Origin of the sequence: Streptomyces tibetensis, assembly GCF_040647715.1 — a bacterium.
Classification (GTDB): Bacteria; Actinomycetota; Actinomycetes; order Streptomycetales; family Streptomycetaceae; genus Streptomyces; species Streptomyces tibetensis_A.
In genome coordinates, this window is sequence record NZ_JBEZCR010000013.1 from 103,111 (window position 1) to 123,055 (window position 19,945).

The 19,945-nt window shown below is 71.2% G+C and carries 17 protein-coding genes; 12 read left to right on the forward strand and 5 right to left on the reverse strand.

What is annotated here, in order from left to right:
• The first annotated feature begins 17 nt into the window (after positions 1-17).
• The 3 genes from ilvN to serA all read left to right on the forward strand — a co-directional run bounded on the left by ilvN (position 18) and on the right by serA (position 3,519).
• Positions 18-542, forward strand: coding sequence for an acetolactate synthase small subunit (gene ilvN, locus AB0B29_RS30560; RefSeq protein WP_003993148.1), 525 nt, complete (start codon positions 18-20; stop codon positions 540-542).
• Positions 543-663: 121 nt separating this feature from the next.
• Positions 664-1,662, forward strand: a complete 999-nt coding sequence (ilvC, locus tag AB0B29_RS30565) for a ketol-acid reductoisomerase (RefSeq protein ID WP_362244785.1) — start codon at positions 664-666, stop codon at positions 1,660-1,662.
• Positions 1,663-1,929: 267 nt separating this feature from the next.
• Positions 1,930-3,519 carry a phosphoglycerate dehydrogenase gene (serA, locus tag AB0B29_RS30570; RefSeq protein WP_362244787.1) on the forward strand — a complete coding sequence of 530 codons (1,590 nt, stop codon included), beginning with the start codon at positions 1,930-1,932 and terminating at the stop codon, positions 3,517-3,519.
• 53 nt (positions 3,520-3,572) lie between these two features.
• On the opposite strand, the gene AB0B29_RS30575 is transcribed toward serA, so the two are convergent.
• Entirely contained in the window at positions 3,573-5,114 is a 1,542-nt protein-coding gene (locus tag AB0B29_RS30575; protein ID WP_362244789.1) for an MFS transporter, read from the reverse strand.
• Between the two features lie 86 nt (positions 5,115-5,200).
• Here AB0B29_RS30575 and AB0B29_RS30580 point away from each other — a divergent pair, with 86 nt between their 5' ends.
• Positions 5,201-5,779, forward strand: a complete 579-nt coding sequence (locus AB0B29_RS30580) for a TetR/AcrR family transcriptional regulator (protein ID WP_362244791.1) — start codon at positions 5,201-5,203, stop codon at positions 5,777-5,779.
• A 4-nt stretch (positions 5,780-5,783) separates the two neighbouring features.
• On the opposite strand, the gene AB0B29_RS30585 is transcribed toward AB0B29_RS30580, so the two are convergent.
• Together AB0B29_RS30585 and AB0B29_RS30590 are read right to left on the reverse strand one after the other, a co-directional pair.
• Positions 5,784-6,434: an HAD family hydrolase gene (locus AB0B29_RS30585; RefSeq protein ID WP_362244793.1), complete on the reverse strand. Its 651-nt coding sequence runs from the start codon at positions 6,432-6,434 to the stop codon at positions 5,784-5,786.
• A gap of 13 nt (positions 6,435-6,447) precedes the next feature.
• On the reverse strand, positions 6,448-7,776 hold the full coding sequence (locus AB0B29_RS30590; RefSeq protein ID WP_436845916.1) for a PucR family transcriptional regulator: 1,329 nt from the start codon (positions 7,774-7,776) through the stop codon (positions 6,448-6,450).
• Positions 7,777-7,927: 151 nt separating this feature from the next.
• Between AB0B29_RS30590 and AB0B29_RS30595 the strand changes: the two genes are divergently transcribed.
• The 4 genes from AB0B29_RS30595 to AB0B29_RS30610 all read left to right on the forward strand — a co-directional run bounded on the left by AB0B29_RS30595 (position 7,928) and on the right by AB0B29_RS30610 (position 11,688).
• Positions 7,928-8,854 carry a proline dehydrogenase family protein gene (locus tag AB0B29_RS30595; RefSeq protein WP_362244797.1) on the forward strand — a complete coding sequence of 309 codons (927 nt, stop codon included), beginning with the start codon at positions 7,928-7,930 and terminating at the stop codon, positions 8,852-8,854.
• A gap of 204 nt (positions 8,855-9,058) precedes the next feature.
• Positions 9,059-10,690, forward strand: a complete 1,632-nt coding sequence (gene pruA, locus AB0B29_RS30600) for an L-glutamate gamma-semialdehyde dehydrogenase (protein ID WP_362244799.1) — start codon at positions 9,059-9,061, stop codon at positions 10,688-10,690.
• A 74-nt stretch (positions 10,691-10,764) separates the two neighbouring features.
• Entirely contained in the window at positions 10,765-11,307 is a 543-nt protein-coding gene (locus tag AB0B29_RS30605; protein ID WP_362244801.1) for a GNAT family N-acetyltransferase, read from the forward strand.
• Positions 11,308-11,556: 249 nt separating this feature from the next.
• On the forward strand, positions 11,557-11,688 hold the full coding sequence (locus AB0B29_RS30610; RefSeq protein ID WP_104781486.1) for a hypothetical protein: 132 nt from the start codon (positions 11,557-11,559) through the stop codon (positions 11,686-11,688).
• Between the two features lie 52 nt (positions 11,689-11,740).
• On the opposite strand, the gene AB0B29_RS30615 is transcribed toward AB0B29_RS30610, so the two are convergent.
• Positions 11,741-13,324 (reverse strand): purple acid phosphatase family protein, encoded by a 1,584-nt coding sequence (locus tag AB0B29_RS30615; RefSeq protein WP_362244803.1) that lies wholly within the window; start codon positions 13,322-13,324, stop codon positions 11,741-11,743.
• Positions 13,325-13,479: 155 nt separating this feature from the next.
• On the opposite strand from AB0B29_RS30615, the gene AB0B29_RS30620 reads away from it, so the two are divergent.
• Positions 13,480-14,523: a 3-isopropylmalate dehydrogenase gene (locus AB0B29_RS30620; RefSeq protein ID WP_362244805.1), complete on the forward strand. Its 1,044-nt coding sequence runs from the start codon at positions 13,480-13,482 to the stop codon at positions 14,521-14,523.
• A 242-nt stretch (positions 14,524-14,765) separates the two neighbouring features.
• Positions 14,766-15,854, forward strand: a complete 1,089-nt coding sequence (locus AB0B29_RS30625) for a branched-chain amino acid aminotransferase (RefSeq protein WP_362244807.1) — start codon at positions 14,766-14,768, stop codon at positions 15,852-15,854.
• A 111-nt stretch (positions 15,855-15,965) separates the two neighbouring features.
• Here the strand turns inward: AB0B29_RS30625 and AB0B29_RS30630 are convergent, their stop codons facing one another.
• Positions 15,966-17,414 (reverse strand): cytosine permease, encoded by a 1,449-nt coding sequence (locus AB0B29_RS30630; protein ID WP_362244809.1) that lies wholly within the window; start codon positions 17,412-17,414, stop codon positions 15,966-15,968.
• A gap of 114 nt (positions 17,415-17,528) precedes the next feature.
• Here AB0B29_RS30630 and ureA point away from each other — a divergent pair, with 114 nt between their 5' ends.
• Positions 17,529-18,233 (forward strand): urease subunit gamma, encoded by a 705-nt coding sequence (gene ureA, locus AB0B29_RS30635; RefSeq protein ID WP_362244811.1) that lies wholly within the window; start codon positions 17,529-17,531, stop codon positions 18,231-18,233.
• Positions 18,230-19,942: an urease subunit alpha gene (locus tag AB0B29_RS30640; protein ID WP_362244813.1), complete on the forward strand. Its 1,713-nt coding sequence runs from the start codon at positions 18,230-18,232 to the stop codon at positions 19,940-19,942. Before ureA ends, AB0B29_RS30640 begins: the two co-directional genes overlap by 4 nt.
• The last annotated feature ends 3 nt before the right edge of the window (positions 19,943-19,945 follow it).

The following is a 19,945-nucleotide window of genomic DNA, read 5'->3' on the forward strand; positions in this document are numbered from 1 at the left end:
GAGAGACGTAAAAGACCATGTCCAAGCACACGCTCTCCGTCCTGGTGGAGAACACCCCCGGCATCCTCGCCCGGATCGCCGCCCTGTTCTCCCGCCGCGGCTTCAACATCGACTCCCTCGCGGTGGGTGTCACCGAGCACCCCGACATCTCCCGCATCACCATCGTCGTCGGCGTGGAGGACCTGCCGCTGGAGCAGGTCACCAAGCAGCTCAACAAGCTCGTCAACGTGCTGAAGATCGTCGAGCTGGAGCCGTCGCAGGCGGTGCAGCGCGAACTCGTCCTGGTGAAGGTGCGCGCCGACAACGAGACGCGCTCCCAGATCGTCGAGATCGTCCAGCTGTTCCGCGCCAAGACCGTCGACGTCTCCCCGGAGGCCGTCACCATCGAGGCCACCGGGTCCGGCGAGAAGCTGACCGCGATGCTCAAGATGCTGGAGCCGTACGGCATCAAGGAGCTCGTCCAGTCCGGCACGATCGCGATCGGCCGCGGTGCCCGTTCGATCACGGACCGGTCGCTGCGCGCCCTGGACCGGTCGGCCTGAGACCCGAAACGGGCGGTCGGCGCGCCGTCGGCCGCCCGTATTCCGAGACCCGCAGACTTCCCTTCCGCCCCCCGTCATACGGTGGGACGCAACATCTGCACTCCCGAGGAGAGAACCCAAAGTGGCCGAGCTGTTCTACGACGCCGACGCCGACCTGTCCATCATCCAGGGCCGCAAGGTCGCGGTCATCGGTTACGGCAGCCAGGGCCACGCCCACGCGCTGTCGCTCCGTGACTCGGGTGTCGACGTGCGCGTCGGTCTGCACGAGGGCTCCAAGTCCAAGGCCAAGGCCGAGGAGCAGGGCCTGCGCGTGGTGAGCCCGTCGGAGGCCGCCGCCGAGGCCGATGTCATCATGATCCTCGTCCCGGACCCGATCCAGGCCCAGGTCTACGAGGAGCACATCGCCCCCAACCTGAGCGACGGCGACGCCCTGTTCTTCGGCCACGGCCTGAACATCCGCTACGGCTTCATCAAGCCCCCGGCCGGTGTGGACGTCTGCATGGTCGCCCCGAAGGGCCCGGGCCACCTGGTGCGCCGTCAGTACGAGGAAGGCCGCGGCGTTCCCTGCATCGCCGCCGTCGAGCAGGACGCCACGGGCAACGGCTTCGCGCTGGCCCTGTCCTACGCCAAGGGCATCGGCGGCACCCGCGCCGGCGTCATCAAGACGACCTTCACCGAGGAGACCGAGACCGACCTGTTCGGTGAGCAGGCTGTCCTCTGCGGTGGTACCGCCGCCCTGGTCAAGGCGGGCTTCGAGACGCTGACCGAGGCCGGCTACCAGCCGGAGATCGCCTACTTCGAGTGCCTGCACGAGCTGAAGCTGATCGTGGACCTCATGTACGAGGGCGGCCTGGAGAAGATGCGCTGGTCGATTTCCGAGACCGCCGAGTGGGGCGACTACGTCACCGGCCCGCGCATCATCACGGACGCCACCAAGGCCGAGATGAAGAAGGTCCTCGCCGAGATCCAGGACGGCACCTTCGCGACGCAGTGGATGGACGAGTACCACGGCGGTCTGAAGAAGTACAACGAGTACAAGAAGCAGGACTCCGAGCACCTGCTGGAGACCACCGGCAAGGAGCTGCGCAAGCTCATGAGCTGGGTCGACGAGGAGGCGTAAGCCGCCTGCCCGAGGGGCCGGAGCGAACCCGCTCCGGCCCCTTCGGCGAACCCCGGGTAACGTCGGTGGTACGGCGTTGTCCATCCCGTCCGGCCACGGACGGGTGATCCTTCCGCAGCGGCACAGGACGACGCCCCGTGCGCCACTAGACTGCTGCACACATACGCGTCAGGCCCACAGCGTCGTGCGTCTTCCGCGGCTAGCCCCCCTCCACCGCCTGCGGCCGTCGGGACGGCCGTCCGCAGCACTGGACTTGTGAGGACTCACGTGAGCTCGAAACCCGTCGTACTCATCGCTGAAGAGCTGTCGCCCGCCACCGTCGACGCCCTGGGCCCGGACTTCGAGATCCGGCACTGCAACGGCGCGGACCGGGCCGAGCTGCTCCCGGCCATCGTCGACGTGGACGCGATCCTGGTCCGCTCGGCCACCAAGGTCGACGCCGAGGCGATCGCCGCCGCGAACAAGCTGAAGGTCGTCGCACGAGCCGGCGTCGGCCTGGACAACGTGGACGTCTCCGCCGCCACCAAGGCCGGCGTGATGGTCGTCAACGCCCCCACCTCGAACATCGTGACCGCCGCCGAGCTGGCCTGCGGTCTCCTCGTCGCCACCGCCCGGCACATTCCGCAGGCCAACGCCGCGCTGAAGAACGGCGAGTGGAAGCGCAGCAAGTACACGGGCGTCGAGCTGGCCGAGAAGACCCTCGGTGTCGTCGGCCTCGGCCGCATCGGCGCGCTGGTCGCCCAGCGCATGTCCGGGTTCGGCATGAAGGTCGTCGCCTACGACCCCTACATCCAGCCCGCCCGCGCCGCCCAGATGGGCGTGAAGGTGCTGTCGCTGGACGAGCTGCTCGAGGTCTCCGACTTCATCACCGTGCACCTGCCCAAGACCCCCGAGACGGTCGGCCTCATCGGCGACGAGGCGCTGCGCAAGGTCAAGCCGAGCGTGCGCATCGTCAACGCCGCGCGCGGCGGGATCGTCGACGAGGAGGCGCTGTACTCCGCCCTCAAGGAGGGCCGGGTCGCCGGTGCCGGTCTCGACGTCTACGCGAAGGAGCCCTGCACGGACTCCCCGCTGTTCGAGTTCGACCAGGTCGTCTGCACCCCGCACCTCGGCGCCTCCACGGATGAGGCGCAGGAGAAGGCCGGTATCGCCGTGGCCCGCTCGGTGCGCCTCGCGCTCGCCGGTGAGCTCGTGCCGGACGCGGTGAACGTGCAGGGCGGTGTCATCGCCGAGGACGTCAAGCCGGGTCTGCCGCTCGCCGAGCGCCTGGGCCGGATCTTCACCGCGCTCGCCGGTGAGGTCGCGGTCCGCCTCGATGTCGAGGTCTACGGCGAGATCACCCAGCACGACGTGAAGGTGCTGGAGCTGTCCGCGCTCAAGGGTGTCTTCGAGGACGTCGTCGACGAGACGGTCTCCTACGTCAACGCGCCGCTGTTCGCGCAGGAGCGCGGTGTCGAGGTGCGCCTCACCACCAGCTCCGAGGCGACCGAGCACCGCAACGTCGTCACGGTGCGCGGCACCCTCGCCGACGGCGAGGAGGTGTCGGTGTCCGGCACGCTGGCCGGCCCCAAGCACCTCCAGAAGATCGTCGCGGTCGGTGACTACGACGTGGACCTCGCGCTCGCCGACCACATGCTGGTCCTGAAGTACGAGGACCGCCCCGGTATCGTCGGCACGGTCGGCCGCATCCTCGGTGAGGCGGGCCTCAACATCGCCGGCATGCAGGTGTCGCGTTCGGTGGCCGGCGGCGAGGCGCTGGCGGTGCTGACCGTGGACGACACCGTGACCGCGAACGTGCTGGCCGAGGTGGCCGCGGAGATCGGGGCGACCTCGGCCCGGTCGGTGAACCTGGCCTGACGTTCCCGGGGGCCGCGCCCCCGGGCGCCCGTTCGTCCTGAACGGCTACGTCCTCAGACGCCGGACGGGCTGAGCTGATCAGCCCGTCCGGCGTTTTCGCGTACCCCCACCCGCCGCAGGGTCAGCACCGCCGCTGCCGCCGCACCGGTCAGCAGCACCGCGCCCGTGACGGCCGCCGCGTGCATGCCGCTGGTGAAGGCCTCGCGTGCCGCCGTCGCCAGGGCGTCCCCCGCACGCCCCGGAAGCCCGTCGGCCACGGCCAGGGCGCCGCCCAGGGTCTCGCGCGCCGCGGCGGGTGCCGAGTCCGGGATGTCGTGCCGGAAGACGGCCGTGCCGATGGAGCCGAGGAACGCCATGCTCAGCGCGCCGCCGAACTCCGTGCCCGTCTCCAGCAGGGACGACGCGGCACCCGCCTTCTCCACGGGAGCGGCGCTCAGGGCCAGGTCCGCCACCTGCGACATGACGGCCACGATGCCGCAGGTCAGGACGGCGCACGCGGCCAGCAGCAGCCACAGCGAATCCGTACCGGCCAGGGCCAGCATCACGTAGCCGCACGCGGCGACCGCGAAGCCGCCGCCGACGACGTGCGCACGCGGAACGCCCCGCCGCACGAGCTGGGCGGAGACCGGGGCCGCGAGCCCGATGGGCACCGACGGCAGCAGGCTCCACAGCGCCGCTTCGAGAGGACCCTTGTCCAGGACCGACTGGATGTACTGGGTCGTGAAGTACGCCGAGCCCATCATGCCGAAGGCGGCGGCGAGGTTGAGGACGACGGCCGGGCTGAAGCCGCGGGCCCGGAACAGGTCCGGTGAGATCAGCGGGGAGGCCGCCGTGCGCTGGCGGTGGACGAACAGGGCGGCGAAGAGCAGGCCGACGGTCACCGACATCGCGTACCGCACGTTCCAGCCCTCGGCCGCGAGTTCCTTCAGGCCGTAGATCACGGGGAGCACCGCCGCCATCGACAAAGGGACGCTCAGCAGGTCGAAGCGGCCGGGGTCCGGCGTGCGCGACTCGGGCAGCAGGACCGGGCCGAGCAGCAGGAGCAGCAGCATGGCGGGCAGGTTGACCAGGAAGACCGAGCCCCACCAGAAGTGCTCGACGAGCACCCCGCTCATCACCGAGCCGAGTGCGATGCCGGCCGTCATGACCCCCGACCACACACCGATCGCCTTGGTCCGCTGCGCCGGGTCGGTGAACATCGTGCGCACGAGCGCCATCGTGGAGGGCATCAGGGTCGCGCCGCCGATGCCGAGGACCGCGCGGGCGGCGATCAGGGTCTCGGCGCTGGTGGCGTAGGCCGCGACCAGCGAGGCCGTGCCGAAGGCGGCGGCGCCGATCAGCAGGAGCCTGCGGCGGCCGACGCGGTCGCCGAGCGAGCCCATCGTCATCAGCAGGCCGGCCAGCACGAAGCCGTAGATGTCGAAGATCCACAGCTGCTGGGTGGCGCTCGGCTCCAGGTCGGCACTGATCGCGGGGATCGCGAAGTAGAGGACCGAGACGTCCATCGAGACCAGCAGCAGCGGGAGCATCAGCACGCCGAGGGCGGCCCATTCGCGGCGGCCGGCGAGGGCGGGAGGAGGGGGGTTCGTCGTCATGGGCAGGACTGTACGAGCGTATTAAACGCTTGTCTAGTACGCCTGTTTAATACGCTCGTCTGGATCTGGGGATAGGGTGGCGTGCCATGGGACACCGTGAGGATCTGCTGGAGGGCGCCAAGCGCTGCCTGCTGGCGAAGGGCTTCCTGCGCACGACCGCGCGCGACATCGTCAAGGAGTCGGGGACCAACCTGGCGTCGATCGGTTACCACTACGGCTCCAAGGACGCGCTGCTGGCACAGGCGTACGTGGAGATGGTGGAGGGCATGTCCGACGCCTTCGAGGGCGGCGGTGAGCTGCGCGGGGAGCCGGGGTCGCTGGAGCGCTTCACCGACGTCTGGGCGAACATCATCGGGACCATGCGGGAGCCCGGCTCGATGTGGCGGCTCAGCATGGAGATCGTGGCCATGGGGGACCAGCTGCCGGAGGTACGGGAACATCTCGCACGGGCCCAGCGCGAGGGCGCGCGCGGCATCCTGCCCCTCTTCCTCGGCGGACACGAGGCCGATGTGACGGACGAGCAGGTGGACACCGTCGGGTACTTCTACCTGACCCTGATGATGGGCCTGATGGCCCAGTGGACCTTCGACCCGGAGCACGCTCCCGAGGCCGAGCACCTCACGGCGGGGCTGCGCCGGGTGATCGAGGCAGCCGAGGGGAAGTGACGCCTCAGCCGGGCACGCCCACGACCGACTCGATGGCGGACGCGGTGTCGGGGGCGGTCCGGGTGGGAGTGAGTGCCGTCCCGGTCCAGGGGCGGCCCGCCGACACCCAGACGCTGCGGGCGCCGATGCCGGCCGCGCCGGCGATGTCGGCGTGCGGGGAGTCGCCGATCACCCAGGCGCCCTCCAGCGTGGCGCCGACGGCGACGGCAGCGGCGTGGAAGATCTCCGGCGCGGGCTTCTTGTGGCCGACGGCCTCGGAGACGGCCCAGCCGTGGGTCAGCGCGTCGAGGCCGGTGACGCGGATCTTCCTCTCCTGCTGGGAGGTACGGCCGTTGGTGACGATGGCGAGGGTCCAGCCGGCGGCGGTGGCCTTCTCGAGCGCGCTGCGGACGGGCGCGGACAGCACGGCGCGGTCGGCCGCGCCTCGGTCGAGCAGTGCGCGGACCGTGTCCTGGGGGACGCGGTCGCCGTACCGCCCGTGCATGGCCAGGGCGACCTCCGGGCGGGGTGTGTACCCACTGGCGTCGACGGTCATGAGCCAGTCGATGTCGTCCTCGGGCAGCCCGTGGTCGGCGAGGAAGTCCAGCAGCGTGGCGCGGTAGGCGGCGTCCCGGTCGATCAGGGTGTTGTCGAGGTCGAGCAGCAGCAGGGGCATGAACGGGCCGTCCTCACAGTCGGTGTGCCTTGAGGGCCATGTGCAGCAGCAGACGGTCCTCGCCGTCGTCCAGGTCGAGGCCGGTGAGCTTCTCGATCCGGGACAGGCGGTAGTACAGGGTCTGACGGTGGATGCCCAGCTCGGCGGCGGCCCGGGCGGCCTGGCCGGCGCGGTCGAGGTAGACCTCGGCGGTCCGGGCGAGTTCGTGATGGACCGGGGTGAGCAGTGCGCGGGCGACCGGGTCGTGGGCGACCTCGGGTGGCAGGGCCGTGAGCAGCCGGAACGGCCCGATCGACGCCCACTGCGCGACCGGCCCGAAGCGCGCCTCGGCCAATGCGGCCCGGGCGGCCGCCGACGCCTCCCGCCAGGCGGTCGCCGACTCGGCGAGGCCGGAGCGCGGGGTGGCGATACCGGCGGCCGGTGCCGGGCCCGGGCCGCTCGGCCCGCCCGCTCCGCTCGGCCCGCTGGTTCCGCTGCTCCTGCTGGCCCCACCGGGTGCGCTCGCCCCGCTGCTTCCGCCGGCCCCGCCCTCCGGGCCGCTTCCCCCGCCCGCCCTCTCCAGCAGGCGCCCCGCCGCCGTCGTCGCCGGGGTGAGGACGTCAGGGGACCGCAAGCGGATCAGCACCGCCAGGCACTGGGCCGCCGCCCCCCACGGCAGGGTGCACAGCGCCGTCGCGCCCGGGACCGCGCGGACCGACGGGGCGTCGTCCGGATCGGCCGAGGGCCAGGGGGCGACGCACATCAGGGCGTGGAGGCCGTCGGCGCGGGAACCGAGGGCGGTACGGAGCTCGGCGACGGCCATGTCGCTCTGCCAGCCGGGCTCGGCGGTGAGGACGGCCCGGAGTTCGCGGCTGAGGTCGGCGCCGTGCTGCGCCTCGTCCGCGAGCAGGGCGCCGATGCGGGCCGTGACCCGCATGGCGGCGGTGAGCTGGTGCTCGCTCGGGCCGGGATCGTCGTCCAGGAGCCAGACATAGCCGTGCACCACACCCCGATGGCGAACGGGGAGGCAGATCCGGCCCCGGTAGACCCCGGCCTCCGGTGTCGGAGGGATACGGACCGGGGCCGTCGCCCGGGTGATGCCGAAGCCCTCGAACCAGGCCCGGACCGCCGCCGTCGAACGGCGGGTGAGGATCGAGCGGGTGCGCACCGGATCCAGGGCCGACGGATCCAGGTCGCCCTCACTGTCGTAGGCCCCGAAGGCGATCAGCTCGAAGTCCCTGTTCTCCAGGGTCGCGGGCGCGCCGAGCAGCTCCGAGATCTCGTCGACCAGCTCCTCGTAGTCGCCCCTGTGTTCCGACGTCACCCGGGCATTGTCGCGCACTTCACAGAGCCCTTCATACATCTGTCTGAGATCTGCGGCACGGATGCGTGACAGCTGTCGATGGCCCACGATCGGAGGGATCCTTAGGTTTCACGGTGGTTCTCCGTGCCGTACCCGACGCGTCGTCCGCGAGGGGTCCGGCCTTCACGTTGCTGGTGCTTGGAGGTGCCCCGTGCTGGGTCCCGTGATTCTCGCCGCGTCTCGCAGCGACCGGATGCGACGCCTGATCTCGGCGGCCCCGGTGACCAAGCAGGTCGTCGACCGCTTCATCCCGGGCGAGGACGTCGACGACATCGTCCCCGTCGTGCGGAGCCTGACCGAGCAGGGGCTGGAGCTGACGATGGACGTCGTCGGCGAGGACATCACCAGCCCCGCGCAGGCCGCCGCCGCCCGGGACGCCTACCTGGAACTCGTCGACCGCCTCAAGCCGCTGGAGCTCGGCACCCGCGCCGAGATGTCGGTGAAGCTGTCGATGTTCGGTCAGGCGCTGGAGGGTGGCCACGAGCTGGCCCTGGGCAACGTCCGCCCGGTCGTCGAGGCCGCCGCCGAGATCGGCACCACGGTCACGCTCGACGCCGAGGACCACACCACCCTCGACTCGATGTTCGCCATCCACGAGGAGCTGCGGAAGGACTTCCCGCAGACCGGCTGTGTGATCCAGGCCTACCTGTTCCGCACCGAGGCGGACGCCCGCCGCCTCGCGGAGAGCGGCAGCCGGGTCCGTCTGGTCAAGGGCGCGTACAAGGAGCCCGCCTCCGTCGCGTACCAGGACAAACGCGAGATCGACCGGGCATACGTCCGCATTCTGCGTACGCTGATGGCGGGGGAGGGGTACCCGATGATCGGGTCCCACGACCCGCGTCTGATCGCGATCGGCCAGGAGCTGGCCCACCAGGCCGGGCGCAAGCCGGACGAGTACGAGTTCCAGATGCTCTACGGCATCCGCACCGACGAGCACCTGCGGCTGGCCGCCGAGGGCCACCGGATGCGCGTCTACACCGCGTACGGCACCGACTGGTACGGCTACTTCATGCGCCGTCTCGCGGAGAAGCCGGCCAACCTGCGCTTCTTCGCCCGGAGCGTGATCACCCGTGGCTGAGGGAACGTGGCTGTGCTGCGGCGTCTGCTGGGGGTCCGGGGGTCGTCCCCCGGGAAGGCACAGCATGCGCCGTCTCGCGGAGAAGCCGGCCAACCTGCGCTTCTTCGCCCGTTCGATGCTCACCAAGGGCTGAGAGCCCTCAAGGGGCCAGAGCCCGACAAGGGCCGAGACCGAATCACCGCTCAGTAAGGAGTTACGGAAAACATGGACGCTGTGACCCAGGTCCCCACCCCCGTCAACGAGCCGGTGCACGGCTACGCCCCCGGCTCGCCCGAGCGGGCCCGGCTGGAGGCCCGGCTGAAGGAGCTGGCCGACAACCCCGTCGACCTGCCCTGCACCATCGGCGGCGAGAAGCGGATGGGCGGCGGCGAGACCTTCCAGGTCGTCCAGCCGCACAACCACCAGGCGGTGCTCGGCACGTACCGCAACGCCACGCAGGCGGACGCCCAGGACGCCATCGACGCGGCCCTGGCTGCCGCGCCCGCCTGGCGTGCGATGTCCTTCGACGACCGCGCTGCGATCATCCTGCGCGCCGCCGAGCTGCTGTCCGGCCCCTGGCGCGAGACGCTCGCCGCCTCCACCATGCTCGGCCAGTCCAAGACCGCCCAGCAGGCCGAGATCGACACGCCCTGCGAGCTGATCGACTTCTGGCGCTTCAACGTCTCCTACGCCCGCAAACTCCTGGCCGAGCAGCCCCCGGCGAACTCCCCGGGCGTCTGGAACCGACTGGACCACCGCCCGCTCGAGGGCTTCGTCTACGCGATCACGCCCTTCAACTTCACCGCCATCGCCGGCAACCTGCCGACCGCCCCGGCCCTGATGGGCAACGTCGTCGTGTGGAAGCCGTCCCCGACGCAGACCCACGCCGCCGTGCTGCTGATGCAGCTGCTGGAGGAGGCCGGGCTGCCCAAGGGCGTCATCAACCTCGTCACCGGCGACGGCATCGAGGTCTCCAAGGTCGCCCTGGAGCACCGCGACCTCGCCGGCATCCACTTCACCGGCTCGACCCCCACCTTCCAGTACCTGTGGAAGACGGTCGGCGCGAACATCGAGAAGTACCGCACCTACCCGCGCCTCGTCGGTGAGACCGGCGGCAAGGACTTCCTCGTCGCCCACCCCTCGGCCGACCGGGCCGTCCTGAAGACGGCGTTCACCCGCGGCGCCTTCGAGTTCCAGGGCCAGAAGTGCAGCGCCACCTCCCGGGCCTACATCCCCGCCTCGATCTGGAACTCCGGCTTCAAGGAGGAGCTGGCCGCCGAGGTCGACGGCATCAAGATGGGTGACGTCACCGACCTGTCGAACTTCATCGGCGCCGTCATCGACGAGCGTGCCTTCGCCAAGAACAAGGCCGCCATCGACCGCGCCAAGGAGGACCCGACCTGCACGATCGTCGCGGGCGGCACCTACGACGACTCGGTCGGCTACTTCGTCCGCCCGACCGTCATCGAGTGCACCGACCCGGAGAACGAGGTGTTCCGCACCGAGTACTTCGGCCCGATCATCGCCGTGCACGTCTACGAGGACGACCAGTACGACGCGATGCTGACCCAGATGGAGTCCGTCTCCGACTACGCCCTGACCGGCTCGGTCATCGCGAACGACCGCGCGGCGGCGGCCTACACGGCCGACAAGCTCCGCTACGCGGCCGGCAACTTCTACATCAACGACAAGTCGACCGGCGCCGTCGTCGGCCAGCAGCCCTTCGGCGGCGGCCGCGCCTCCGGCACCAACGACAAGGCCGGTGCCCCGCAGAACCTGATGCGCTGGACCCTGACCCGCGCCATCAAGGAGACCCTGGTCCCGCCGACCGACTACACCTACCCGCACATGGGCTGACATCCCCCGCGTGAACCGACGGGCCGGGTCGAAAAGACCTGGCCCGTCGGCATGTCCGGGGAAAGACTGGGCCGATGAGCATCCGAGTGCGCACCGCCCACACCGCCGATCTGACCGTCGCCGAACTCGACGCCGTGCGCGGCCTGCTGGACGCCGCGTTCGAGGGTGACTTCGGTGACGAGGACTGGGACCACGGTCTCGGGGGCATGCACGCCCTCGTGCACGACGGCTCCGGGCTCGCCGCGCACGGGGCGGTCGTGATGCGCCGGGTGCGGCACGGCGGGCGGTGGCTGCGGGCCGGGTACGTCGAGAACGTCGCCGTGCGCGCCGATGTCCGTCGCGGCGGGCTCGGCGCACGGGTGATGGCGGAGCTGGAGCGTGTCGTCGACCGCGCCTACGACCTCGGTGCCCTGTCCGCGAGCGACGAGGGCGCCCGCCTCTACACCTCCCGGGGCTGGCGGCTCTGGGACGGCGCGGTGCACGCCCTCAGCCCGCGGGACGGCATCGTCCGCCTGCCGGAGGAAGAGGACAGCACGTACGTGCGGCCCGCCCTCGCCGGCCTCCTCGACCCCGCGCACGAGCTGGTCTTCGACTGGCGCGACGGTGACGTGCTCTAGGAATCACCGCAGGTCAGCGCGGTGTGACTCAGTCCACCGTCTCAGATAGTAGGAAGTCCGAGTAATTGTGGAGACAGACGCTCCGCGCTCCCTTAGCTTTGTAGGAGCCGAACGTCTCGCTCGACCAAGCGAATGGCGGTCGTGAGCCGCGCCCCGTGCAGGCAATCCCTGCGGCACCGCTCCCCGCCTCTTCCGGCGTCTCGTATCCCTCCCTGTTGCACTCCGTGCTGTCGAAGGAGTCGATTTCCCATGGCCGAGACGACCGTCCGCCGCCGAGTCCGTCACGTTTCCCGCACCACCGAGTCCGACCGCAAGAACGCCGCCGCCGCGCTCCAGCGCGCCCTCGACCGCAGGGACAACGGCGGATCCAGCGGCCACTGAGCCACAGCGTCACCAGGACCGGGAGCCGCCCGACGAGGCGCGGTGCGGGGTCTCACGCCCCGCGCCGCACCTCGAAATGGTCGATCCGCTCACCGCTCGACGCCAGCGCCGACACCTTCAGCCTCGGCCGGGCGCCGCTGACCGCCTCCACCGAGAGGAACGAGAACCCGCGGTAGCGCACCCGTGACCACTGCGCCGACTCCTCCTGGATGTTCCGCGACTTGGTCCACCGGAACGTGCTGACCGCCTCGTGGCCGGCGGTGTTGCCCTCGTAACTCTCCTTCACGCCGTCGGGGAAGCCGTACAGCTCCTTGCCGCCGCCACCCGCGGTGACGTACACGATCCCGTCCCGCCTCGGGTCCGTCGTGCCGCCGACCGGCACCGGCCGGCCCACCTCGCCGCCCTTGACGGCGTCGGTCCGTTCGTACACGTGGTTGTGCCCGTTGATCACCAGGTCCACCTCGTGCCGGGCGAACAGCGGCAGCCACTCGGCGCGCACCCCGCCGTCCGAGGCGTGCGTGGACGTCGAGTACGCGCAGTGGTGGAAGAAGACGACGATGAAGTCGACGTCCTTCGAAGCCCGCAGCTCGCCGAGCTTCCCGTCCAGCCACTTCGTCTGCCGTCCCTCCGTGTAGCCGAAGTTGGCGGGGATCTCGTACGACACGTCGTTCGCGTCCAGCGCGACCACGCCGACGTTGCCGTACGTGAAGGCGTAGACGCCCGGTGCCGTACGCGCGTCGAAGCCGCTGTCCGGCAGGGAGAAGCGGGCGAGCTGGCCGCCGTAGCCGTCCGGTGAGTACCAGGCCTCCATGTCGTGGTTGCCGGTCGTCACCATCCACGGCACCGACCGGGCCACGGGCTCGGTCTGCTTGAGGAACCGGTCCCACTGGGTCGCGTCGAAGACGTCCGACTCCTTGCCCTTGCCGGTCGGGTCGGCGTAGCAGATGTCGCCGGCGTGCAGATGGAAGGCGGGCTCGCGGCGCAGCAGCGTACGGTCGTTGAGGGCCGCCTCGTCACCGACGCCCTGGTCGCCGAACGCGGTGAACACGAACCGCCCGGGCGGGCTCGCCGGTGCCGTGCGGAAGGTCGTGACGGTCGACCGGTGCCGCGGGGAGGCCGGGTCGAAGCCCTCGTGGCCGACGCCGTAGTAGTAGGTGGTGTCCGGGCGCAGCCCGTCCAGCGCCGCATGGAGGTAGTACTGCTCGACCGCCGCCCGTACGCCCTTCAGCTCCGGGGTGTGCAGGTCGCGCAGCTCCGCCTCGACCCTGCGGCCGAGGTCGTCGGGGCGCAGGCCGATACGGACGTACGGCTTCCGCACCGCGAGCGGCACCTGCCAGGAGATCCGCATCTGGGTCTTCGGATCGGCGCCGAAGGCCAGATGACGGCCGAACGGGGTCACGAGGGAGCCGGGCGCCTTCGACGTGGCGGGCGACGGGCTCCCGGTCCCGGTGGCGCCACCCTGCCCGGAACGGGAGCCGGACCCGGAGCCGCAGCCGGTCAGCAGCCCGCTCGCCACCGCGCCCGCGGTCACCAGGGTGCGCCGCCGCGACAGCCGCGTCCGCAGGTACTCGTGCTGCTCGGCCATGCTCATCCGGCGTGCGAGCTCGGGCGGGATGCCGAAGTGGGGGATCTCCATGTCCCGAGAACTTCCCAGCAAAGGCCAACGGCCGCACCACATACGGGTGAACGGCACCCGACGGACGCGTGCCGTCCCCCGGATGGGCGCCTCCGGGCGTGTCCGCATGACGGACGCCGTGTGTCATCCCATGGGACGAGGAGTAGGGTGCCCGCATGTCTCGCAGCATCAATCTCGCAGTGATCCCCGGTGACGGCATCGGCCAGGAGGTCGTGGCCGAAGGTCTGAAGGTCCTCTCCGCCGTCCTTCCGCAGGATGTGAAGCTGGAGACCGAGGAGTACGACTTCGGCGCCCGGCGCTACCACGCCACCGGTGAGACCCTCACCGACGCCGACCTCGACGCCCTGAAGCGGCACGACGCCATCCTGCTCGGCGCCATCGGCGACCCGACCGTGCCCTCCGGCGTCCTGGAGCGCGGCTTCCTGCTCAAGCTGCGCTTCGCCTTCGACCACCACGTCAACCTGCGCCCCTCCAAGCTCCTGCCGGGTGTCGCCACCCCGCTCGCGGGCGAGCCGCAGATCGACTTCGTCGTGGTCCGCGAGGGCACCGAGGGCCCGTACACCGGCAACGGCGGCACCATCCGCAAGGGCACCGAGCACGAGGTCGCCACGGAGGTCTCCGTGAACACCGCCTTCGGTGTGGAGCGCGTGGTCCGGGACGCCTTCGCCCGGGCCCAGGCCCGCCCCCGCAAGAAGCTCGCGCTGATCCACAAGAACAACGTGCTGACCTTCGCCGGTCACCTGTGGACGAACGTCTTCAACAAGGTGGCGGAGGAGTTCCCCGAGGTCACCACCGAGTACATGCACGTGGACGCGGCGACGATCTACCTCGTCACGCAGCCCGAGCGCTTCGACGTGATCGTCACGGACAACCTCTTCGGCGACATCGTCACCGACCTGGCCGCGGCCGTCTCCGGCGGCATCGGCGTCGCCGCCTCCGGCAACATCAACCCCTCCGGCGACTTCCCGTCCATGTTCGAGCCCGTGCACGGCTCGGCCCCGGACATCGCCGGGCAGGGCAAGGCCGACCCGACCGCCACCGTGCTGTCCGTCGCCCTGCTCCTGCGCCACCTCGGCTACGAGGCCGAGGCCGCCCGCATCGACGAGGCGGTCGCCGCCGACCTCGGCGAGCGCACCGGCAAGCCCGCCCGCTCCACCTCGGAGATCGGCGACGCGCTCGCCGTACGCGTAGCCGGCTGACCCGCCGCTGCTCTTCGCAAGCCGCCGGGTCGCATCCGCGCCCGGCGGCTTCCGCATGTTCCCGCCGGGTGCCACCCTCGACCACCGGGCCGCAGTCACCCCGTTCCTTCCGCCGCCGCCTCCGGGCGATAATCGAACGCGAGGCCGCGACATGAGGGAATGCTCGGACGTCCTAGCACTGGTCACCATCAGAGCAGTACCGAGCGCGGCCCGTCACTACAACCGGTGAAGGACATCAACCCATGACGACGCCCACGATCGAGCTCAAGCCCTCCGCCAGCCCGCTCTCCGCCGCCGAACGCGAGCAGATCCTGGCCAATCCCGGGTTCGGCCGCCACTTCACCGATCACATGGTGACGATCAAGTGGACGGAGGGCCGGGGCTGGCACGACGGTCAGCTCGTGCCGTACGCGCCGATCTCCCTCGACCCCGCCACCACGGTCCTGCACTACGCGCAGGAGATCTTCGAGGGGCTGAAGGCCTACCGGCAGCCCGACGGGTCCGTCGCCACGTTCCGCCCCGAGAAGAACGCCGAGCGGTTCCAGCGCTCCGCCCGCCGGCTCGCGATGCCCGAGCTGCCGGTCGAGACGTTCATCGAGGCGTGCGACGTCCTGGTGCAGCAGGACAAGGCATGGGTGCCGGCGCACGGCGGCGAGGAGTCCCTCTACCTGCGCCCCTTCATGATCGCCACTGAGGTCGGGCTGGGTGTGAAGCCGGCCAACGAGTACCTGTTCCTGGTGATCGCCTCGCCGGCGGGTGCGTACTTCCCGGGTGGTGTGAAGCCGGTGTCCATCTGGGTCTCCGAGGACCGCGTCCGCGCCGTCCCCGGCGGCATGGGCGACGCGAAGACGGGCGGCAACTACGCGGCGTCCCTGCTCGCGCAGGCCGAGGCCGCGACGAAGGGCTGCGACCAGGTCTGCTACCTCGACGCCGTGGAGCACACCTGGGTCGAGGAGCTGGGCGGCATGAACCTGTACTTCGTGTACGGGAACAAGATCGTCACGCCGTCGCTCACCGGCTCGATCCTGGAGGGCGTCACCCGGGACTCCCTGCTCGCCGTCGCCCGTGACCTCGGGTACGAGGCCGAGGAGGGCCGGGTCTCGGTCGACCAGTGGCAGCGGGACTCGGAGAACGGGTCGCTGACCGAGGTCTTCGCCTGCGGTACGGCCGCGGTGATCACTCCGGTCGGTACGGTGAAGCGGGCTACGGCGGAGTGGAAGCAGAGCGGGGGAGAGCCGGGCGAGGTCACGCTCCGCCTTCGTCAGGCGCTGCTCGATATCCAGCGGGGTACGGCGTCGGACCAGCACGGCTGGATGCACCGCCTGGGCTGAGCCGCCCTGGTCCCGGGGGCTCCGCCCCCGGACCCCCGGACCTCTGCCCCACCACCGCCCGAATCAGTCGGACAAAGAAGACGGACCGTCGCTCCGCCGGGAAACCGCCGCTCAAGAAGCGGGGCGCGAATCGACCGGGTGAGAAGCGGGCGTCGCCTCAGCGGCCCCGGGCTCTTCCGCGGACGAGCCCGGGGCCGACAGCACGTACGCCGCCCCTCCCACCACCCCCGACAGCAGGAAGCTGCAGTCCACCCCGCCCGTCAGGGACAGCAGGGGGCCCTCATGAGACGGCAGGGACACGGCCAGGACGCCCACCGTCGCTCCGGCCGCCCAGGAGAGGGTCGCCGGGACGTTCCAGCCGGCGCGGTACCAGTAGACGCCGCCCCGGGCGCGGCGGTTGAAGACCTGGAGGGCGTCCGCGTCGTAGACCCCGCCGCAGCGGGCGAAGCCGATGAGGGTGATGACCGCCCAGGGCGTGCCGATGGCGGTCAGCAGCAGCACGAAGGACGTCATCGCGTCCTGTGCGGTCGAGTAGTGGTGCCCGGCGAAGACACAGGCCGTGGCGACGGCCGCGACCACGTAGGTCGCCCGGGCCCGCGAGGCGCGCGGCAGGATCGCGTCCAGGTCGAGGCCCATCGAGTACAGCATCAGCCCCGCGTTGCCGACCGAGCCGGCCGAGGCCGCGAGGAGCAGCGGGACGAGGTACCAGCCGGGGGCGGCGTCGACCAGTGGGCCGGCGTAGTCGAGGGCCGCCCCGGCCGCGTACGCCGTGAACGTGCCGAACAGCTGCGGCACCAGCAGGCCCAGCATCAGCCCGAGCCAGGTCGCGTGCAGCACCCGGCGCGAGGAGTGGCGGGCCGGTGAGATGTAGCGGGTGTAGTCGCCGAGCAGCGTGATGAACGCGACCGGCCCGGACAGCCCGGCGGCCACGGCCGCGAGCAGCCAGGTGGGCCAGAACCCGCCCAGCAGATAGCCGCCGGCCTCGGGCAGCGCGGTGGTGGTGAAGCCGGGGGCGTAGGCGATCACGCCGAGCGCCAGCAGGGCCGTCATGCCGAAGGCCAGCACCCGTGACATCGCCAGCAGCACTCGGTAGCCGTAGACGGCGCCCGCGACGGTGGCCGCGGCGAGCAGCCCGTAGACCACGCCGTACGAGCTCCCGCCCTGTGGCAGTCCGGCCAGCCGGCCCAGCACGCTCACCATCACGTCCCCGCCGATCCACACCGTCAGCGCGGTGTAGCCGAGGGCCAGCAGCAGCCCGACCACCGAGCCGACCAGCCGCCCGCGGACCCCGAACTGGGCGCCGGAGGAGGTCGACAGGTTGGTGCCGGTGCGCAGCGAGACCAGTGCCAGCGGGGCCGTGAACAGCACGCCCACCACCGTGCCCGCGAGCACCGCGCTGACCGAGGACCACCAGTCCAGGCCGAACGACGGCGGCAGCCAGCCGAAGACGATCACGCCCAGGCAGAGGTTGGAGCCGAGCAGGATCGAGACGAGGTCCCGCGGCCCGCTGGTGCGTTCCTCCTCGGGGATGGTGTCGACTCCGCGCTGTTCTATCGGCATGCTGTCTCCCTCGGTTAGAGCGACGTTCAATGTGCTCGGTGCGCGGGTCTGTCGTCAACCTTACGAGCACGGGAAATTTAGGTTTAGAGTGACGCTCTAAATGGAGGGAGTGACATGCGGCTGACCCCGACCGAACGCGACCGGTTGCTGCTCTTCGGAGCCGCGGAGCTCGCCCGGGCCCGCAGGGCCAGGGGGCTGAGGCTCAACGTCCCCGAGGCGACCGCGCTCATCGCCGACACGGTGTGCGAGGCCGCCCGGGACGGCAGGCGGCTCGCCGAGGCCGTCGAGGCGGCCCGGTCCGTCCTGGGGCCCGACGACGTGCTGCCCGGCGTCGCCGACGTGGTCACCGAGGTGCACGTCGAGGCCGTCTTCGACGACGGCTCCCGGCTCGCGGTCGTCTCCGACCCCATCGGCGGCGGCTCGGGGCCGGACGCGCCGGGCGCACTGCTGCCCGGGCCGGACCGTCCCGAGCCCGAGCCGGCCGAGCGGCTCACGGTCACCAACACCGCGACGGTGCCCGTCTCGGTGACCTCCCACTTCCACTTCTTCGAGGCCAACCCCCGGCTGGCCTTCGACCGCGGCCGGGCCTACGGCATGCGACTGGCCGTGCCCGCGGGGTCGTCCGTGCGGTTCGGGCCGGGGGAGAGCGCCGAGGTCGGGCTGGTGCCGATAGGGGGCGAGCGGATCGCCATCGGTTTCGCCGGGCTCGTCGACGGGCCGCTGGACGCGCCGGGCGCGAAGGAGGACGCGCTGCGGCGGGCCGCCGCCTGCGGCTACCTCGGCGTACCGGAAACACCTGATCAGGAGGTCGAGCGATGAGCCGCCCAGGAGGACACCCCGCCGAGGCGCGCCGCCTCACCCCCTACGAGTACGCCGCCACCCACGGGCCCCGCGCCGGTGACCGCATCCGTCTCGGCGACTCGGGGCTGGTCGTCCGGGTCGAGTCCGACTCCCAGCTCCACGGCGACGAGTTCCTCGCCGGGTTCGGCAAGACCGCCCGCGACGGACTGCACCTCAAGGCCGCCGCGGTCCGCGAGACCTGTGACGTCGTCATCAGCAACGTCGTCGTCATCGACGCCGTGCAGGGCGTCCGGAAGGTCTCCATCGGCATCCGCGAGGGCCGGATCCGCGCGATCGGGCGGGCCGGCAACCCCGACACCCTCGACGGCGTCGACGTCGTCGTCGGCACGGGCACCTCGATCGTCTCCGGCGAGGGGCTCATCGCGACCGCCGGGGCCGTCGACACCCACGTCCACCTGCTGTCGCCGCGCATCATGGAGGCCTCGCTCGCCTCCGGCGTCACCACGGTCATCGGGCAGGAGTTCGGCCCGGTGTGGGGCGTCGGCGTCAACTCGCCCTGGGCGCTGCGGCACGCGTTCAACGCGTTCGACGCCTGGCCGGTCAACATCGGCTTCCTGGGCCGGGGTTCCTCCTCCCACGAGGCGCCGCTGATCGAGGCCCTCGCCGAGGGTGGCGCCTGCGGGTTCAAGGTGCACGAGGACATGGGCGCCCACACCCGCGCCCTGGACACCGCCCTGCGCGTCGCCGAGGAGCACGACGTCCAGGTCGCCCTGCACAGCGACGGGCTGAACGAGTGCCTGTCGGTGGAGGACACCCTGCGCGTGCTGGAGGGCCGGACCATCCACGCCTTCCACATCGAGGGCTGCGGCGGCGGACACGTCCCCAACGTCCTGAAGATGGCGGGCGTGCCCAACGTCATCGGCTCCTCCACCAATCCGACCCTGCCCTTCGGCCGGGACGCCGTCGCCGAGCACTACGGCATGATCGTCTCCGTCCACGACCTCAAGACCGACCTGCCCGGCGACGCCGCCATGGCCCGGGACCGCATCCGGGCCGGGACCATGGGCGCCGAGGACGTCCTGCACGACCTGGGGGCGATCGGCATCACCTCGTCGGACGCGCAGGGCATGGGACGCGCGGGCGAGACCGTCCGCCGTACCTTCGCCATGGCCGGGAAGATGAAGGCAGAGTTCGGCGCTCCCGAGGCCGAGCACGACAACGAGCGCGTCCTGCGCTACATGGCCAAGCTGACCATCAACCCCGCCCTCGCGCACGGGCTCTCGCACGAGGTCGGGTCCCTCGAGACCGGCAAGCTCGCCGACATCGTGCTGTGGCGGCCCGAGTACTTCGGCGCGAAGCCGCAGCTGGTGCTGAAGGCCGGCTTCCCCGCGTACGGCGTGGTCGGCGACCCCAACGCGGCGACCGACACCTGCGAACCCCTCGTCCTCGGGCCGCAGTTCGGCGCGCACGGGGCGACACCGGCCGACATCTCGGTGGCCTTCGTCGCACAGGCCGCCCTCGACCAGGGGAACGACACCATGCCGACCCGGCGCCGCAGGGTCGCCGTGCGCGGCACTCGCGGCATCGGCCCGGCCGACCTGCGCCTCAACTCCCGTACCGGAGCCGTCGACGTCGACCAGCGCACCGGTCTCGTCACCCTCGACGGCGAGCCGCTGCGCTCCGAACCGGCCGAGTCCGTCTCCCTCAACCGTCTCTACTTCCTCTGAGGA

Bases quoted from the DNA above. Each gene is read 5' to 3' on its own strand.
- ilvN (WP_003993148.1), top strand. From the start codon at position 18: ATGTCCAAGCACACGCTCTCCGTCCTGGTGGAGAACACCCCCGGCATC.
- AB0B29_RS30575 (WP_362244789.1), bottom strand. From the start codon at position 5,114: ATGACGACGAACCCCCCTCCTCCCGCCCTCGCCGGCCGCCGCGAATGG.
- AB0B29_RS30580 (WP_362244791.1), top strand. From the start codon at position 5,201: ATGGGACACCGTGAGGATCTGCTGGAGGGCGCCAAGCGCTGCCTGCTG.
- AB0B29_RS30585 (WP_362244793.1), bottom strand. From the start codon at position 6,434: ATGCCCCTGCTGCTGCTCGACCTCGACAACACCCTGATCGACCGGGAC.
- AB0B29_RS30590 (WP_436845916.1), bottom strand. From the start codon at position 7,776: ATGTATGAAGGGCTCTGTGAAGTGCGCGACAATGCCCGGGTGACGTCG.
- pruA (WP_362244799.1), top strand. From the start codon at position 9,059: ATGGACGCTGTGACCCAGGTCCCCACCCCCGTCAACGAGCCGGTGCAC.
- AB0B29_RS30605 (WP_362244801.1), top strand. From the start codon at position 10,765: ATGAGCATCCGAGTGCGCACCGCCCACACCGCCGATCTGACCGTCGCC.
- AB0B29_RS30610 (WP_104781486.1), top strand. From the start codon at position 11,557: ATGGCCGAGACGACCGTCCGCCGCCGAGTCCGTCACGTTTCCCGCACC.
- AB0B29_RS30615 (WP_362244803.1), bottom strand. From the start codon at position 13,324: ATGGAGATCCCCCACTTCGGCATCCCGCCCGAGCTCGCACGCCGGATG.
- AB0B29_RS30620 (WP_362244805.1), top strand. From the start codon at position 13,480: ATGTCTCGCAGCATCAATCTCGCAGTGATCCCCGGTGACGGCATCGGC.
- AB0B29_RS30625 (WP_362244807.1), top strand. From the start codon at position 14,766: ATGACGACGCCCACGATCGAGCTCAAGCCCTCCGCCAGCCCGCTCTCC.
- AB0B29_RS30630 (WP_362244809.1), bottom strand. From the start codon at position 17,414: ATGCCGATAGAACAGCGCGGAGTCGACACCATCCCCGAGGAGGAACGC.
- ureA (WP_362244811.1), top strand. From the start codon at position 17,529: ATGCGGCTGACCCCGACCGAACGCGACCGGTTGCTGCTCTTCGGAGCC.
- AB0B29_RS30640 (WP_362244813.1), top strand. From the start codon at position 18,230: ATGAGCCGCCCAGGAGGACACCCCGCCGAGGCGCGCCGCCTCACCCCC.